This is a genomic window from Streptomyces malaysiense, from assembly GCF_000980885.2.
Taxonomy (GTDB): Bacteria; Actinomycetota; Actinomycetes; order Streptomycetales; family Streptomycetaceae; genus Streptomyces; species Streptomyces malaysiense.
Genome location: NZ_LBDA02000012.1, coordinates 277,706 through 296,557, shown reverse-complemented (window position 1 = coordinate 296,557; position 18,852 = coordinate 277,706). Strand labels below are relative to the sequence as shown.

The 18,852-nt window shown below is 76.3% G+C and carries 1 protein-coding gene; it reads right to left on the bottom strand.

All coding sequences use genetic code 11. The annotated features are described in order from the left end of the window. Positions 1-3: 3 nt before the first annotated feature. A complete protein-coding gene (locus VT52_RS07105) occupies positions 4-18,699 on the bottom strand; it encodes a non-ribosomal peptide synthetase (protein ID WP_071387416.1) in 18,696 nt (6,231 codons plus the stop codon). Between the last annotated feature and the right edge of the window lie 153 nt (positions 18,700-18,852).

The following is an 18,852-nucleotide window of genomic DNA, read 5'->3' as shown; positions in this document are numbered from 1 at the left end:
TCCTCACCGTTCGTGGTCGTTGCCGCCGAGCGCGGCGTCTTCGTCGTCGTGGCCGGTGCCGGGTGCGTCGGTGTCGCCGTACGCGGCCTCCTCGAACTCGCTCAGGATCTGCTCCTCCACCAGTCGCGCCAGGGCGGCGACCGTGCGGGAGACCAGGACGTCGCGGGGGGTCAGCGTGATGGCGAACGCGTCGTTGGCGCGGGAGGCGATGAGCAGGGCGCGCATGGAGTCGCCGCCGAGCAGGAAGTAGTCGTCCTCGGCGCCGACGGCGGTCCGGAGGGTCTCCTCCCAGATCTCCGCCAGTGCCTCCTCCGTGGGCGTGCGCGGTGCCACGTGCTCGGGCCGTTCCCGCTCCTCGGCGGGTGCCGGTGCGGGCAGGGCCGCCCGGTCGGTCTTGCCGTTCTCGGTGAGCGGGAAGCGGTCGAGCGCCACGAACGCCGTCGGGACCATGTGGCCCGGCAGGAACCGGGCGGCCAGGGACCGCAGTGCGGCCGGGGCGAGGGGTTCGGTGCCGGGGGCGGTCAGCAGGTGGGCGACCAGGCGCGGCAGGCCGGGTTCGTCCTCGCGCACGGTCACCACCGCGTCCAGCACGTCCGGGTGGCGTACGAGGGTCGCCTCGACCTCGCCCGCCTCGATGCGGTGGCCGCGCAGCTTGAGCTGGTGGTCGGTGCGGCCCAGGTAGTGCAGTTCGCCCCCGCTGTCGCGGCGCACCAGGTCGCCGGTGCGGTACATGCGGGTGCCGGGCGGCCCGTACGGGTCGGCCCGGAACCGGGCGGCGGTCAGTCCCGGGCGGCCGAGGTAGCCGCGGGCCAGTGCCGGTCCGGACAGCCAGAGTTCGCCGGCGACACCGTCGGGGACCGGCCGCAGGCGGGCGTCGAGGACGTAGGCGCCGGTGGCGGGCAGCGGGCGGCCGATGGGCGGGGCGCCGCCGTCCGCCGCCAGCGGCGCGGACCAGGTGGCGACCACGGTGGCCTCGGTGGGGCCGTAGGAGTTGACCATGCGGTGGTGCGGCGCCCAGCGGGCCACGAGGTCGGCCCCGCACGCCTCGGCGCCGACGATCAGGGTCTTCAGGTCCGGCAGGGTGCCGGGCGTGCCGGCGGGCAGGGTGGCGAGCGCGGCCGGTGGGAGGAGGGTGTGGGTGATGCGCTCGGCCCGCAGGAAGTCCGCCAGTTCGGCGCCGAGCAGCGGTCCGGGCCGGGGGACGACGAGCCGGGCGCCGTGCGGCAGGGACGTGCACAGCTCCAGCACCGAGGCGTCGAAACTGGGGGTGGCGAAGGCCAGCACCCGGTCGCCCTCGGCCACCTGGTAGTGGGCGGCCTCGGCGGCGGAGAACGCGGCGAGGCCGCGGTGGGTGACGACGACCCCCTTCGGGGTGCCGGTGGAACCGGAGGTGTAGATGACGTAGGCCGGATCGTCCAGGTCCAGCGGACGCCTGCGGTCGGCGTCGCCGGGCCGGTGTCCGGGAACCTCGTCCGGCGGCGCGGCGAGCAGACCGGCGATCTCCTTGGCGTCGAGGGTCAGGGCGGGGGCCGCGTCGCGCAGCATCAGCGCGATCCGCTCCTCGGGATAGGCGGGGTCCACGGGCAGGAACGCGGCCCCCGCCTTGGTCACCGCCAGCTGGGCCAGCACCATGTCCGCGGAGCGGGGCAGCAGCAGCGCGACGACGTCGCCGGGTCCGGCGCCCCGGGCGATGAGCCGGTGCGCCAGCCGGTTCGCCCGTGCCTCCGCCTCGGCGAAGGTGAGCAGGGAGCCGGGCTCGGCGAGCGCGGGGGCGTCCGGCCGGCGGTCGACGGCCGCCTCCACGAGGGCGGGCAGGGTGGCGGCGGGCACCTCGGCGGGCTCCGGGCGGGAGGGCCCGCGCAGCAGCCGCTCGCGCTGGGCGGGCGGCAGCACGTCGAGGTCGTCGAGGCGGGCGGTGCCGTCCGTGCCGGCCAGGGTGTGCAGGGTGTGCAGCAGCTGCGCGGCCAGCGAGCCCGCGGTGTCCGCGTCGAAGCACCGGGGGTCGTAGCCGAGTTCGACGGCGAGCCGGTCGCCGGGCGAGACCACCACGGTGAGCGGGTAGTTGGTGGCCTCCCGGGCGTCCAGGTCCCGCAGGGCGAGCCCGTGGGCGCCCGCGGTCGCGTCGCCCACGGGATAGTTCTCGAACACCACCAGGCTGTCGAACAGGGAACTGCCGGAGGGCAGTTCGGTGAGGGCCCGGAGCATGTTCAGGGGCAGGTGGTCGTGGCGCCGGTCCTCGGCCCGTGCCTCCTGCACCGCGCGCAGCCAGCCGGCCGCGGGGGCGCCGCCGTCGACGGCGATCCGGGCGGGCAGCGTGGTGATGAACAGGCCGGTGATGGTGTCGGCGCCGGGCAGGTCGGCGGGCCGTCCGGAGACGGTGGTGCCGAAGCACACCTCCGCCTCCCCGCTCCACCGGGCCAGCAGCAGTGCCCAGGCGCCCTGCACCAGGGTGTTCAGGGTGAGGCGGTGCCGGCGGGCGAACTCCTGGAGCCGGCGGGTCTCCTCGGTGCCGAGCCGCTGCGACAGCCAGGTGCCCGAGCGGGCCGTGCTGCCGGGGGCGGGCCTGCGGTCGTACGGCAGCGGGGTCGGCGTGCGCAGGCCGGACAGGACCCCGCGCCAGTGCTCCTCGGCGGGGCCGGTGCCGCGCGCGGCCAGCCAGGCGGCGTAGTCCGCGAACGGGCGGCGCTCGGGCAGCCGGGGCCGCTCGCCCAGGGCCAGGGCCTCGTGGGCGGCCAGCACGTCGGACAGGACGTGGAAGACGCTCCAGCCGTCCAGCAGGACATGGTGGAAGGTCCAGACCACCCGTACCGCGTCCGGACCGAGCCGGACCAGGGCGAGCCGGAGCAGCGGGGCGCGGTCCAGGGCCAGGCCCCGGGCCCGTTCGCCGGCGAGCAGCCGCTCCAGTTCCACCTCCCGCCGGTCCGCCGGGAGTGCGCTCCAGTCGTGCTCGGTGACCGGCGGGGTCACGTCCCGGTGGACGACCTGGAGCGGTACGGGGACACCGTGCAGGGCGACGGAGGTGCGCAGCACGGGGGTGTGCTCGACGACGTGCCGCCAGGCCGCGGCCAGCGTGCCCGGGTCGCGGGCGCCGTCCGCCACGAAGGTGATCTGCTCGACGTACAGACCGTGTTCGGCCTCGTCCAGGCCGTGCATCACCATGCCGGTCTGGGTGGGCGTGAGCGGGTACACGTCCGTGACGTCCGTCCCGCTGCCGACGAGCCGGTCGACGGCGGTCTGGTCCAGTGGCGCGAGCGGGAAGTCGCTGGGGGTGCGACCGCCGGCGCCGGGTTCGGCGCAGTGCCGGACGATCGCGCGGAGCTCGTCGGCCAGTTCGGCCGCCAGCCGGGCGACGGTCTCGCGGTCGTGCACCTCGCGGGAGTACGACCAGGTGAATTCCAGCCGGTCGCCGGTGACCCGGCCGAGGACGTCCAGCAGGTAGGGGCGGTCCGCCGTGCGGTCCATGCCGCCGGTGAGGCCGTCGCCGTGGGGTGCGCCCAGCAGGCCGCCCGCCGCAGGGGTCCGGTCCTGCCGGCCGAGGTAGTTGAAGCACACCTGCGGCAGCGCGGGCAGCGCGGCGCCCGCCGTGGGATGCAGGTGGCGCAGCGCGCCGTGGCCGAGGCCGCCGTGCGGTACGGCCCGCAGGTTCTCCTTTACGGACTTCAGCACGGCGCCGGTGCCGGCGTCCCGTGGCACGTCCAGGGCGACGGGGTACACGGTGGTGAACCAGCCGACGGTGCGGGCGAGGTCCGTGTCCTCGAAGAGGTCCTCGCGGCCGTGGCCCTCCAGGGTGACCGCCACCCGGTCCCGGCCCGTCCAGCGGGCCAGGACCCGGCCCAGCGCGGTGAGCAGGACGTCGTTGACGCGGGTGCGGTACACGTCCGGCACGTCCTGGAGCAGGCGGCGGGTCTCCTCGGCGTCGAGTCCGGCGGTCAGGCTCTCCTCGACGGCGACGGTGTTGGCGCCGCCGGTGTGGTCGGCCGGCAGGGCGGTCCCGGCGTCGACACCACGCCAGTGGGCGAGTTCGGCGTCGAAGCCGCCCGCCTCGGTGTGTTCGGCGAGCCGCCGGGCCCATGCCTGGAACGAGGTGCTCTTGGCCCCCGGTCCGGGCCGTGCGCCGTCCCGCAGGGCGCGGTACGCGGTGTCCAGGTCCTCCATGACGAGCCGCCAGGACACGGCGTCCACGACGAGGTGGTGGGCGGCGAGCAGCAGCACCGGCCGTCCGGTGCCGCCGGTCCGGCACAGGGCCGCCCGCAGCAGCGGCCCGCGGGACAGGTCGAATCCGGCGCCGAGGGCGGCGGCCACCTCGCCCGGCTCCGCGTCCCGGTGCACCTCCAGGTGCGGGGCGGTGTCGCCGGGCGCGGTGCCGTGCTGCCGCCACCGGCCGTCCCCGGCCGGTTCGAAGCGGTGCCGCAGCGCGTCGTGGTGCTCCAGCACGGCGGCCAGGGCGGAGCGCAGCACCGTCTCGTCGGGGTCGGTGGTCAGTTCGACGGAGACCGTCTGGCTGAAGTGCGCGGGGTCTCCGTCGAGCGTGTCGAGCAGCCAGTGCTGCACGGGGGTGAGCGGGGCCTCGCCGGTCACCGGGCCCTGCTCGGCGGTGGCGGACGCGGCGCCGTCCGGCAGCCGCTCGGCCGCGGCGGCGAGTTCGGCGAGGGTCTGGTGGGTGAACAGGTGCCGGGGGTTCAGGGCGAGACCGGACCGGCGGGCGGCCGAGACGATCTGGATGCCGAGGATGGAGTCACCGCCGAGCATGAAGTAGTTGTCGTCCGCGCCCACTTCGGGTACGCCCAGCACCTCGCACCAGATGGCGGCGAGGGTGTGCTCTGCCGCGGTGCGCGGCGGGCGGCCCGCTCCCGGGCCGACGGCGGGTGCGGCCCACTCGGGGGCGGGCAGGGCCCGCCGGTCGAGTTTGCCGGTGGCCCCGAGCGGCAGCCGCTCCAGCGGTACGACGAGGGCGGGGACGAGGTGGTCGGGGAGGCTGCCGGCGAGGAAGGCGCGCAGTTCGGCGGGTTCCGGCAGGCCGGCCGCACGAGGCACCGCGTACCCGACGAGCCGGCGGTGGCCGTCCTGCTCCACCACCCGGGCCGCTGCCGCCGCCACGGCCGGGTGGCGGGCCAGCGCGGCCTCCACCTCGCCGAGTTCGATACGGAAGCCGCGCACCTTCACCTGGTCGTCGCCGCGGCCGAGGTAGACCAGTTCGCCGTCGGCCGTCCAGCGGACCCGGTCGCCGGTGCGGTACACGCGGCTGCCGGCCGGACCGAACGGGTCGGGCAGGAAGCGGGACGCGGTCAGGCCGGGGCGGCGCAGGTAGCCGCGGGCGACACCGGTCCCGGCGAGGAAGAGTTCGCCGGGCGCGCCGACGGGCACCGGGCGCATCCGCTCGTCCAGCACGTAGGCGCGGGCACCGCCGAGCGGCCGGCCGATCGGCGGGTCGCGGTCGGGGTCGGCCGGGTCGCAGGTGAAGGCGGTGGCGTAGACGGTGGCCTCGGTGGGCCCGTAGATGTTGCGCACCTCGCTGCCGGGCACGGCGTCGCGGACCCGGCGCACGGTCCGTGCGGGCAGCCCCTCCCCGGCGAGGACGACGGTGTCGGCGGTGACCTGTACGGCGTCCTCGGCGAGCAGCCGGTCCAGTGCCGAGGGCACCGCGCTGAGCAGCCCGGCCCGCCAGGGCCCGGGGCGCTCGGCGAGCGCCAGCAGGTCGCGGACGACCTCGACGCAGCCGCCGGAGAGCAGCGGGGAGAAGATCTCGAAGACCGACACGTCGAAGTTGAGCGAGGTGGAGGCGATCACGTGGGCCAGTCCGCGGCCGGTGAACTCGGCCGCCGCCCAGTCGGTCAGGGCCAGGACGGAGGCGTGGCTGACGACCACGCCCTTGGGGCGGCCGGTCGAGCCGGAGGTGTGGATCACGTAGGCGGGGTGGCCGGGCAGCAGGGGGGTACGGCGTTCGCCGTCGCCGACGGGGGTGTCCGGCACCCGGGTATCCGGTTCCTCGTCCAGCATGATGCGGGTGAACGGCCCCTCGGGCAGCCGGCCGGCGGTCGCGGCGGCGGTGATCACGGCGTCGGGCCGTACGTCCTCGAAGAGGAACGCGACGCGCTCGGCCGGGTACTGGGGGTCGACCGGCAGGTATCCGGCACCGCTCTTGAGCACCGCGAGGAGCGCCACGACCAGGTCGGCGGTGCGGGGCAGGCACAGGGCGACGAAGCGCTCGGGCCCGGCGCCGGCGGCGATGAGCCGCCGGGCCAGCCGGTTGGCGCGGGCGTCGAGTCCGGCGTAGGTGAGGCTCCGGTCGCCGTGGCGGACGGCCACGGCGTGCGGGGTGCGCTCGGCCTGCCGCCGGAACGCCTCGGGCAGGGTGCCGTGCGGGAGCGGCGTCACGGGTCCGCCCAGGCGGTCCACCAGGGCCCGCTCCCCGGCCGGTTCGACCAGGGGCAGTTCGGCGAGGGTGCGGCCGGGGTCGTCGGCCATGCCGGTCAGCAGGGTGCGCAGGCTCTCGCCGAGCGCCCGTACGGTCGCGGCGTCGAAGGCGTCCGGGTCGTAGTCCAGGTTCACGGCCAGGGTGTCGCCGGGCGCGACGACCACGCTGAGCGGGTAGCTCGTCGGTTCCAGGTCCCGTTCCTGTTCCATGGCCAGGCCGTGGCGGGCCAGCGCGCTCTCGTCGAACGGGTAGTTCTCGAAGACCACGATGGAGTCGAACAGGCCGGTGCCGCCGGGCACCTCGCTCCAGGACTGCAGCTGGGCGAGCGAGACGAAGTCGTGACGGCGGGCCTCGGACTGGGCTGCCTGGAGCTCGCGCAGCCAGTCCAGCAGCGGGCGTTCCCCGTCGACGCGGGCCCGGGTGGGCAGGGTGTTGATGAACAGGCCCACCATGGAGGTGACGCCGGGCAGGTCGGCGGGCCGGCCGGACACGGTCGTGCCGAACACCACGTCGTCGCCGCCGCCGTAGCGGGACAGCAGCAGCGCCCAGGCGCCCTGGAGGACGGTGTTCAGGGTGAGGCCGGAGCGCTGGGCGGTCTCGCGCAGCCGTGCCGAGACGTCGGGGCCGAGGGTCATCCGCACCGTCCCGCAGGAGGAGGCGCGGTGGGCCTCGGCGGGCCGCCGGTCCCGGGGCAGTTCGGTGGGGGCCCGGAAGCCGGCGAGGGCGGACCGCCAGTGCCGTTCGGCACGTCCGGTGTCCTGTCCGGCGAGCCAGCGCAGGTACTCGGCGAACGGCCTGCGTTCGGGCAGCCGCGGTCGCTGCCCCGAGGAAAGGGCGGCGTACCGCTCGCACACCTCGTCGAAGACCTGGGCCGCGCTCCAGCCGTCGAGCAGGACGTGGTGGAACGTCCACACCAGGCGGACCCGCCGCGGCGTCAGCCGGATCAGGGTCAGCCGCATCAGCGGCGCGGTGTCCAGGTCGATGCCCAGCTCCCGGTCCTCGGCGAGCAGCCGGTCCAGGTCGTCCGCGCGGCCGTCCGCGGGCCGGCCGGACCAGTCGTGGTGGGTGACGGGCACGACGGCGCGGTGCCGTACTACCTGGAGCGGTTCCGGGGTCTCCCGCCACACCAGGTGGGTGCGCAGGACCGGGTTGGCGTCCGCGGTGTGCTGCCACGCCTCGGCGAGCAGCCGGGGGTCGGTGACCCCGTCGAGCACCAGCTGCACCTGGTTGACGTAGGTGCGGCCGGCCGGGTCGAGCAGGCTGTGGAAGAGCATGCCGGCCTGCATCGGGGTGAGCGGGTAGACGTCCGCGACGTCCCGGCCGGTGCCGGCGACGTGGTCGACGGCGGCCTGGTCCAGGCGGGCCAGCGGGAAGTCCGAGGGGGTGCGGCCGCCCGCCTCCGGGCGGCCGCAGTGCGCGACGATGTCGCCCAGCGCCCGCAGCACGCCCTCGGCGAGCCCGGTGACGGTCTCCTCGTGGTGCCGTCCGGCGCTGTAGTACCAGGTGATCTCCAGCCGGTCGTCCTCGACCCGGGCCACCACGTCCAGCAGGTGCGGGCGTTCGCTGCCGGGCGCCTCAGCGCCGCCCAGGCCGCCGGGCACCGCCCCGACCAGGGTGCCGCCGGGCCCGGACCAGTCGAAGCGGCCCAGGTAGTTGAAGCTGATGGCGGGCGCGGGCGCGTCGGTGAGCCGGGCGTCGCGGACGAGGTGGCGCAGGACGCCGTAACCGAGTCCCCGGTCGGGTACGGCTCGCAGCTGCTCCTTGACGGCCTTCAGGGCGGTGCCCCAGTCGCCGGCCGGGACGGTCAGGGCGACCGGGTACAGGGAGGTGAACCAGCCGACGGTGCGGGACAGGTCGACGTCCTCGAACAGCTGGTCCTCGCGGCCGTGGCCCTCCAGTCCGACGGCGACGGTGCCGTGCCCGGTCCAGTCGGCGAGGACCCGGCCCAGCGCGGTGAGCAGGACGTCGTCGACGCGGGTGCGGTAGACCCCGGGGACGCGGCGCAGCAGGGCGTCGGTGCGGTCGCGGTCCAGCCGGACCGTCACCTCCCTGACGTCGGCCATGGTGTTGCCGCCGGTGCCGTCCACGGGCAGCGGGCCGGCGCAGTGCCGGGCGGTCCGCTCCCAGTGGTCGAGCCGGGCGGCGAAGGTGCCGGCGTGGTCGCGCAGCCGGCGGACCCACGCGTGCACGGAGGTGGTGCGGGCGGGCAGTCGCGGGGGCTGTCCGGCCACGGCCTGCCGGTAGGCGGTCTCCAGGTCCTCCAGCAGGATGCGCCAGGAGACGCCGTCGACCACCAGGTGGTGGGCGACCAGCAGCAGCCGGGCGGGCCGGGTGCCGTCGCCGGTGAACAGGCGGGCGGTGAACAGCGGTCCGCTCTCCAGCCGGAGTCCGGCGTGGGCGGCAGCCGTGACCAGCTCCTCGGCGCGCGGCTCGTGGACCTGGAGCAGTTCGGGTGCCGGGGCACCGGCGGCGGGGACGTCCTGTCGCCAGGTGCCGTCGGCGTCGGCGGTGAACCGGGCGCGCAGGGCGTCGTGCCGGGTCCACAGGGCGGTGAGGGCGCGGCGCAGCGCGTCCTCGTCCACCGGGCCGGCCGCCTCGACGACGACGGACTGGTCGAAGAAGTCTGCGTGGGCCGGCCGGGGGTCGAGGAACCAGTGCTGGATCGGGGTGAGGTCCGCCGCCCCGCTGACCGGTGCGGTGCCGGCGACGGCGGGCGCGGCGGAGCCGCCCGCGGCGGCCAGTTCGGCCACCGTGGGGTGCCGGAAGAGGTCGCGCGGGGTGAGCGTGAGTCCCGCGGCACGGGCACGGGAGACGACCTGGATGCTGAGGATCGAGTCGCCGCCCAGCATGAAGAAGTTGTCGTCGACGCCGACCCGTTCCACGCCCAGCAGCTCCGCCCAGATCCCGGCGAGCAGCCGCTCGGCCTCGGTGCCCGGGGCGCGGTGGGCCCGCTCGCCGCCGGCCGACCAGTCGGGTGCGGGCAGCCGGCGCCGGTCGACCTTGCCGTTGACGGTCAGCGGGAGCTCGGACACGGTGACGAAGGCGGCGGGGAGCATGTAGTCGGGCAGGCCGTCCGCGAGGTGGGCCCGCAGTTCGGCGGCGGCCGGCAGCGCGGCGCCGGCGGCCGGGACGAGGTGGGCGGCCAGCCGCTTGCGTCCGGCGTCCTGGTAGAGGGATACGACGGCCTCGGCGACGGCGGGGTGGGCGGTGAGGCGGGCCTCGATCTCGGCGGGTTCGACGCGGAAGCCGCGGATCTTGATCTGGTCGTCCGCGCGGCCGACGAAGTGCAGCTCGCCGTCGGCGCTCCAGCGCACGATGTCGCCGGTGCGGTACATCCGGGTCCCGGGCGGGCCGAAGGGGTCGGCGAGATAGCGGGCGGCGGTCGCCCCGGGCCGGCCCGCGTAGCCCCGGGCCAGGCCGGCTCCCGCGATGTACAGCTCACCGGGGATGCCCGGCGGCTGCGGCTGGAGGGCGGCGTCCAGGACGTGCACGCGGGTGTCGTCCAGCGGGCGGCCGATGGGCAGTACGGCGGGCAGCGGGTCGCCGGAGCGGAAGGCGCGGCGGGTGGCGAATGTGGTCGTCTCGGTGGGGCCGTAGCCGTCCACGACGGTCAGCCCGGGGCAGGCGTCCAACACCCGGCGCACGACCGCGCCCGGTACCGCCTCGCCGCCCGTCCACACCTCGCGCGCGCCGCGCAGGCAGCCGGGATCCTGCTGGGCGAGGAGTCTGAACAGCCCCGCGGTGAGCCACAGGCAGCTCACCCGCTGTTCCGTGACGGCCCTGCGCACCTGCGCGGCGTCCAGGTCGGCGGGCGGGGCGAGCACGGCCGTGCCGCCGCGCAGCAGCGGCACCCACACCTCGTAGGTGGCGGCGTCGAAGGCGTGCGGCGAGTGCACGAGGACCCGGTCGTGCCCGGCGAAGGCGCGGTCCCGGGCGAGGGCGGCGACGTCCCGCTGGCGCACCGCGACGCCCTTGGGGGTGCCGGTGGAGCCCGAGGTGAACATCAGGTACTGCACGTTGTCGGGGTGGACGGGAGCCACGTGGACGGCGGGTGCGGGGACGGGAGACGCGGAGCGGGCGGGTGCGGGGCCGTCCGTCTCCGGGGCCCCGTCGGCGCGCAGCACGCCGTCGCCCGGCAGCACCCGACGGGCCGTCTCCTCCCAGGCGGAGTCGGTGAGCAGCAGTCCGGCGCCGGCCTCGGCCAGCATCCGGCGCAGCCGTCCGGCCGGCGCCCGGCCGTCCAGCGGCACGTACACCCCGCCCGTGCGGACGAGGGCCAGCTGGGTGACGACCAGTGCCACGGAACGGTCCATCAGCACCCCGACCGGGCGTTCCGGCCCTACCCCGAGGCCGGTCAGCCGGGCCGCAAGCCGGGCGGCGCGGGCGTCGAGTTCACCGTAGGTCAGGTGCTCGTCAGGGGCTTCCAGGGCCACGGCGTCGGGGGTACGGCGCACCTGCGCGGCGAAGAGGTCCGCGACGGTGGCGGCGGGCAGGCCGGTGGCGGTGTCGTTCCAGGCGCGCAGCACCTGTTCGCGGCGCTCCGGTGCGAGCAGCGGGAGCCGGGCGGGCGGGCGGTGGATGCCGTCGGGCATCCCGGCGAGCAGCACGGTCAGGTATTCGGCCAGCCGCTCGGCGGTCCCCGCGTCGAACAGGTCGGGGTCGTAGCCCAGGCGCAGGGTCAGCTCCTCCCCCGGGTAGGCGGTCAGGCTCAGGGGGTAGTTGGTGGTCTCGATCCCCTCCAGTCCGCTCAGGCGCAGTCCGTGGGCGGCGGCGAGGTCGTCGTCCACCGGGTAGTTCTCGAAGACGACGATGCTGTCGAACAGGCCGACGCGTTCCGGGAGTCCGGTGAGGGCGCGCAGCCGGGTGAGCGGTACGTGGTCGAACCGCCGGTCCTCGCTCTGGTCCTGCTGGAGAGCGCGCAGCCAGTCGAGGAGGGTTCCGTGGCCGGGGACGGCGGCCCGGGTCGGCAGGGTGGTGATGAACAGGCCGGTCATGGCGTCCGCGCCGGGCAGCTCGGGCGGCCGGCCGGACACGGTGGTGCCGAACACCACCTCGTCCCGGCCGGACTGCCGGGCCAGCAGCAGCGCCCAGGCGCCCTGCACCAGGGTGTTGAGGGTCAGGCCGGAGGTCCGCGCCAGCTCCTCCAGTGCCCGCCCGGCGGTGCCGGGCAGGGTGACCCGCACGGCGTGGGTGGACTCGGCTCGGTGGCTCTCGCGCGGCTCGCGGTCGTACGGCAACGGGGTGGCCTCGGTCAGGCCGGCCAGCCGGTGCCGCCAGTGCCGTTCGGCCTCCGCGGTGTCGCGTCCGCGCAGCCAGGCGACGTAGTCCCGGTACGGCGGGCGGTCCGGGAGGGCGTCCGGACCGTCGCCGCCGAGCAGGGCGAAGGCGTCGGAGAGGACCTGGAACAGGCTCCAGCCGTCGAGCAGCAGGTGGTGGAAGGACCAGACCACGCGCACCGCGGTGTCGGAGACCCGGGCGAGCAGCAGCCGCTGGAGCGGGGCCCGCCCGAGGTCGATGCCCTCGGCGCGGTCGTGGGCCAGGACGTCGTCCAGCCGGGTGCGCCGCTCCTCCTCCGTCAGGTCCCGCCAGTCCAGCTGGGTGACCGGTACGGCCGCGTGCCGCCGCACCACGAGCAGCGGCTCGGGCACGTCCTGCCAGACGACCCGCCCGCGCAGCACCTCGGCGCGGTCGGTCACCCGCTGCCAGGCGGCGGCGAGGACCCGCGGGTCGGGCACGCCGTCCAGGACGAACGTCAGCTGCTGGAAGTAGACGCCCCGGTCGTCCTGGGACAGGCCGTGGAAGAGCATGCCCGCCTGGGTCGGGGTGAGCGGCAGGACGTCCGCGACGGCCGCCGGGTCCGTGCCGGTGAGGCGGTCCACGGCGTCCTGGTCGAGCCGGGCCAGCGGGAAGTCGGACGGGGTGCGCCCGGCGGCCCCGGGCCGGGCGGCGAACCGGGCCAGGTCCGCGAGCGCGTCGGTGAATCCTCCGGCCAGCTCCCCGACCGTGTCCTCGGCGTGCAGCCGGTCCGAGTAGAACCAGGTGAACTCCAGCTGTTCGTCGACGAGCCGGCCGACGACCTCCAGGACGTGCGGGCGCTCGGCCGCCGGGTCGGCGTCCAGCTCCAGCGGCCGGACGGTGCCCCGGTACAGTCCGTCGGGTGCGGCCGACACCCCCATCCGGCCCAGGTAGTTGAAGCTGATCCGCGCGTCCGGCGTGCCGGGTTCCCCGCCTGGTCCGGTCAGGTGGCGCAGCGCGTCATGGCCCAGGCCGTGCCGGGGTATCGCGCGCAGCTGCTCCTTGACGCGCTTCAGTACGGCGTCCCAGTCGTCCTCCCCGTGATCGGCGAGGGCGACCGGGTACCGGGTGGTGAACCAGCCGACGGTGCGGCTGATGTCCAGCTCGGGGAAGAGTTCCTCGCGGCCGTGTCCCTCGACGTCGACCACCACCCGGTCCCGGCCGCTCCACGCGCACAGGGCCCGGCCGAGGGCGCCGAGCAGGACGTCGTTGACCTGGGTGCGGTAGGTCTCCGGCAGGGTGTGCAGCAGGACCGAGGTGTCCTCGGGGCCCAGTCGTACGGTGACCGCGCGCTGCGAGGCGTACGTGTTGACGCCGTGCTCCGGCCCGTCCGGTACCGCCGCCGCGGTGTCCGGGACCGCTCGGGCCCAGTACGCGCGCTCGTCGTCGAAGCCGCCGTCCGCCGCGTGGGCGGCCAGCCTGCGGGCCCACTGCCGCAGCGGCGAGGACTTCGCGGGCAGCGCCGCCGCGCCGTCGGCGCCGGTGCGGCGGGCCCGGTAGGCACGGTCGAGGTCCTCCAGCAGCACGCGCCAGGACACGCCGTCGACCACCAGGTGGTGGACCGCGAGGTGCAGCACGGCGGGCCGGCCGGGTCCGCTGTCGTGCAGCACGGCGCGCAGCAGCGGTCCCCGGGCGAGGTCGAACGGCCCGAAGTGGGGGGTGTCCGTGTCCGGGCCGGTGTGCCGGGCCAGCCGGATCCGGGGCATCCGCTCGTCGATGAACCAGACGGCCTCGCGCGCCGGACCGCCGGTGGCGGCGAACCGGGAGCGCAGGGCGTCGTGGTGCCCGACGAGGTCGTTCAGGGCGTCCTCCAGCGCGGCCGGCTCCAGGTCGTCGGGCATCTGCAGGGACAGCGCCTGGGAGAAGTGCCCGGCGTCCCGTACCGCGGCGCCGAACAGCCAGTGCTGGATCGGCGTCAGCGGGGCCGTGCCGGTGGCCTCCTCGGGTGCCGGGGCGGCCTCGCGGAGCCGGCCGGCGGCGTCCGCGCAGCGGGCCAGGGCAGCGACCGTCTGGTGCTGGTAGACGTCCCGTGAGGTCAGCGGCAGGCCGTCCTGCCGGGCGCGGGCCACGACCTGGATGCTGAGGATCGAGTCGCCGCCGAGTTCGAAGAAGTTGTCGTCGACACCGATGCGTTCCGTGCGCAGCACCTGCGCCCAGATCGCGGCGAGCGTGCGTTCGGTGGGGGTGCGGGGCGCGACGTGCCGGACGACGCGCGCGGCGGGGCCCGGGTCGGGGAGCCGGCCGCGGTCGACCTTGCCGTTCGGGCTGAGCGGCAGGCCGTCCAGGACGACGACCGTCGACGGGACCATGTAGTCGGGCAGGGTGCGGCCGAGTTCCCGGCGTACGGTGTCCGGCTCCACCCGCTCCCCGGCGGCCGGGACGACGTAGCCGACCAGGCGCCGGTGGTCCTCGCCGTCGCCGGTGACGGTGCCGGCCGCCGCCTCGGCGACCCCCGCGCAGCCGCGCAGCGCCTCCTCCACCTCGCCCAGTTCGATCCGGAAGCCGCGCACCTTGACCTGCTGGTCGATCCGGCCCACGTACTCCAGCCGGCCGTCGGCGGCGCGGCGTACCAGGTCGCCGGTGCGGTACATCCGCTCCCCCGGCGCGCCGAACGGGTCGGCGACGAACCGGGCGGCGGTCAGTCCGGGACGGCCCAGGTAGCCGCGGGCGAGGCCGCCGCCGCCGAGGTACAGCTCCCCGGTGACGCCGACCGGCTGGGGCCGCAGACGGCCGTCCAGGACGTAGGTACGGGTGAGCGCGACCGGCTCGCCGATGGGCGGGGCCTGCTCCGGCAGCCGGTCGCCTGCGAACCAGGCGGTGGCGTACACGGTGGCCTCGGTGGGGCCGTAGATGTTGGCGATGCGGGCCGCGGGCATGGCGGCGCGCAGCTCGTGGGCGGTCTGCGCGGGCAGGGCCTCGCCGGCCAGTACGACGGTGTCCGCGGTCAGCGGCGCGGTACCGTCCGCGATCAGGCGGGAGACGACGGAGGGCACGCCGCTGAGCAGCCCGGCGCTGCGGGGTCCCGAGCCGTCGGCGAGGGCCGGCAGATCGGTGACCACCTCGACCGTGCCGCCGGCCGTCAGGGGGCACAGCAGCTCGAAGACCGAGACGTCGAAGTTGAGGGAGGTGGCGGCGATCACATGGCCGAGTCCGGTGCCCTCGAACCGTTCGCCCGCCCACGCGGCCAGGGCGGCGACGCTGCGGTGGGTCACCGCCACGCCCTTGGGCCGGCCGGTGGAACCCGAGGTGTAGATGACGTACGCGGGATGGTCCGGCAGCAGCGGCCGGAGCCGGTCGGCGTCGGTGAGTCCGGTGTCGGCCCAGGCGGTGTCGTCACACTCGTCCAGCAGCAGCGGCGCGCAGTCGTCGGGCAGGGCGGCGGCGGTCTCGCGGGTGGCGACGACGAGGGCGGGCCGGGCGTCGCCGAGCATCAGCCGGACGCGCTCGACCGGGTAGCCGGGGTCGACGGGGAGGTACGCGGCGCCCGCGGTGAGCACGGCCCACAGCACGGGCACGAGGTCGGCGGAGCGCGGCAGGCAGAGCGCGACCAGGGTCTCGGGTCCCGCGCCACGCGCGACGAGCAGCCGGGCCAGCCGGTTGGCGCGCCGGGCGACCTCGGCGTAGTCGAGCCGGGCCGGGCCGCGGACGACGGCGGTACGGTCCGGGGTGCGGGCCGCCTGCGCGTGGAACAGCTCGGGCAGCGTGCCGCCCCCGGTGCCGGCGGAGCGGCGGGCGGGCGGGTTCCAGGTGTCCACCAGCGTGCGCTGCTCCTCGGCCGAGAGCATGGGCAGCTCGGCCAGCGGACGGCCCGGCCCGTCGGCCATGCCCTCCAGCAGACGGTGCAGGTGTGCGGTGAGGCGGGCCACGGTCGCCGCCTCGAACAGGTCGGTGTTGAACTCGGCGGTCAGTGCGCAGCCGCCGTCGGCGTCCGGCGTGAACTCCAGGACCAGGTCGAAGCGCGCGGCCGGGCGGGGCAGCGGGTGCTCCGCGAGGTGCAGCGCGCCGGCGCGCGGCGGGACCGGGAGGGCGGTCTGCTGCACGACGAGCACCTGCACCAGCGGGGTGCGGCTGGGGTCGCGGCGCGGGGCCAGTTCCTCCACGACCCGGTCGAACGGCACCCCGTCGTGGGCGAAGGCGTCCAGCAGCGTCGTCCGCATGGTCTCCACGAACCGGTCGACACTCGCCCGTTCGTCCACCTCGCCGCGCAGCACGACCGTGTTGGCGAAGAAGCCCGCCACGTCATCCAGGTCGCGCCGGCCGCGCCCGGTGGTGACGGTGCCGAACGCGATGTCCCGCTGGCCCGAGTAGCGGGCGAACAGCAGCGCGGCGGCGCCCGCGTACAGGGTGAACACCGTGGTGCCGCGTCCCGTCGCCAGCTGCCGCAGCCGGGTCACCAGTGCGGCGGGCAGCGTGTGCCGGTGGGCGGCTCCGGCGGTGGTGCGCACCGCCGGACGCGGGCGGTCGACGGGCAGCTCCAGGTGCTGGAGGCCGGCCAGGTGCCGCTTCCAGTAGGCGAGGTCGGCGGCGTCCGCGCCGGAGGCCCGCTGCCGCCGTTCCCACACCGCGAAGTCCGGGTACTGCACGCCCGGTCGCGGGAGGCCGTCCGGCTCGCCGGTGGTCTCGGCGTGGTACAGGGCGGCGAGTTCGCGGGTCAGGACGCCCACCGACCAGCCGTCGGTGACGATGTGGTGCTGGGCGAGGAGCAGCAGGTGGTCCTCGTCGGCGAGCCGCACCAGCAGGGCCCGGGTGAGCGGCCCGGCGGCCAGGTCGTGGGGCCGGCCCAGTTCCTCGGTGAGCAGTTTCTCGGCGGCTTCGGGGCGCCGCGCCGCGGGCAGGTCCCCGACGTCGGCCGTGCGCAGCGGGAGGTCCGGCTCCGCCGCGATCCGCTGGAGGCCCTGTCCGTCCGCCGTGGCGAACGTGGTGCGCAGGGCGGCGTGCCGGACGGCGAGGCGGTGCAGGGACCGGCGCAGTGCGTCCGGGTCCAGGGCGCCGCGCAGCCGCAGGCAGACGCCGGTGTTGTACTCGGTGCCGCCCGCGCTGAGTTCGTCCAGGTACCACAGCCGCCGTTGCGCGCTGGACAGCGGCAGGCCGTCCTCGTGCGGGACCGGGGGGATGGGCTCGGCGGGCGCGGCGGCCGACGGGTCGCCGAGGAGCGGGGCGAGAGCGGCGACGGTCCGCGCCGAGAAGACGTCCCGCGTCGTCAGCCGGACACCCAGTTCGTCCCGGATCCGGGACAGGGCACGGGCGGCGAGGATGGATTCGCCGCCGAGGTCGAAGAAGTCGTCCGTCACGCCGACCTCGGCGACGCCGAGGACGTCCGCCCAGATCGCCGCGAGCGCCCGCTCCCCGTCCGTGCGCGGCGCCAGGTGGCCGACCGCGGCCGTGCGCTCCGGGGCGGGCAGGGCCCGTCGGTCGATCTTGTTCTGCGGGGTGAGCGGCATCCGGTCCAGCACCACGACCGCGGCCGGCACCATGTGGGCGGGCAGCAGCGCGGCCACGGCGGCGCGCAGGGCCGCGGGATCCAGGGGGCGCTCGGGCCGGGACGGGGAGGCGGCCGGGCCGGGGGCGCCGGCGGGCCGCCGTCCCGCCGGGGTGACGTAGCCGACCAGGCGCTGGTGTCCCGGCTCGTCCTCGCGTACGACGACCACGGCCTCGCCGACGGCGCCGGACCGGCGCAGGGCGGCCTCGATCTCACCCGGCTCGATCCGGAAGCCGCGCACCTTCACCTGCCGGTCCACCCGGCCCAGGAACTCCAGTTCACCGTCTGGCCGTTGGCGCGCCCGGTCGCCGGTGCGGTACAGGCGGGCCCCCGCCGGTCCGAAGGGGTCGGGGACGAACCGGGTGGCGGTCAGGCCCGGCCGGCCGAGGTAGCCGCGGGCCACCGCGTCACCGCCCACGAACAACTCGCCGTCCCTGCCGGGCGGTACGGGCCGCATCGCGGCGTCGAGCACGTACGCCCGGGTGTGCGGCAGGGCGTCGCCGATCGCCGGAGTGCCCTGGCCGGCGGTGAGCGGTCCGGTCCAGGTGGCGACGATGGTGGCCTCGGTCGGACCGTAGGAGTTGATCATGCGGCGGCCGGGCGCCCAGGTGTCGACGAGCCCGGCGGGGCAGGCTTCGGCGCCCACGATCAGCGTGCGCAGGTGACGTCCGGCACCCGTCTCGGGGCCGGGCAGGGTGGCGAGCGCGGCCGGCGGGACGAGGGCGTGGGTGATGCGGTGCTCTTCCAGGACGCCGGCGAGTTCGTCGCCCAGCCAGGGGCCGTGCGACGGTACGACGAGGGTGGCACCGGACAGCACCGAGATGAACAGTTCCAGGACGGAGGCGTCGAAGCTCGGCGAGGAGAACTGCAGGACGCGGTCGCCTGGACCCACGGCGTAGCGCTCGGCCGCGGCGGCGACGAAGCCGCCGATGCCGCGGTGGGTGACCGTCACGCCCTTGGGGGTGCCGGTGGAACCGGAGGTGTAGATGACGTACGCCGCGCTGTCGGCACCGGCCGGGTCCCCGGCGGCCGCCCTGCCGTCGCCCTCCCCCGCGGGCTCCGCGCCGTCGCCGGCGCCGAGCAGTTCGCCGACCCGGCCGGCGTCGTCGAGGGTGACGGCGGGTGCGGCGTCGGCGAGCATCATCGTCCGGCGCTCGGCCGGGTAGGCGGGGTCCACGGGCAGGAAGGCGGCACCGGCTCGGGCGACGGCCAGTTCGGCGGCGATCAGCTCCATGGAGCGCGGCAGGACCAGGGCGACCACCCGGTCGGGCCCGGCCCCCCGGCGTATCAGGTGCGCGGCCAACCGATCTGCCCGCTCGGCCAGTTGGCGATAGGTCCAGGTCCGCCGGCCGTCCGTGAGGGCCGGTGCGTCCGGGGTGCGGGCCACCCAGGCGGCGAACAGCGCGCCGAGCATCGGATGCGCCCCTCTCGTGCCGCTCTCCGCCGCGCCGGTGGGGGCGGGGTGCGGCAGGGAGGGCGCCGATGCGGGCTTGTCGTGCGGGTCCGTCATGGGTGTAGTCCTTTGGAGAGCGGGACGATGCGGCGCGGGCCGTGGGGGTGACCCGGGCCCACCTCGGGGGCGGCGCGCCGAAGCGGGGGCACACCGGGTGTGTCGACGGTGCTGGACGAGCGGGCTGCCGGTGCCGGCCGGGGCGACCGGTAC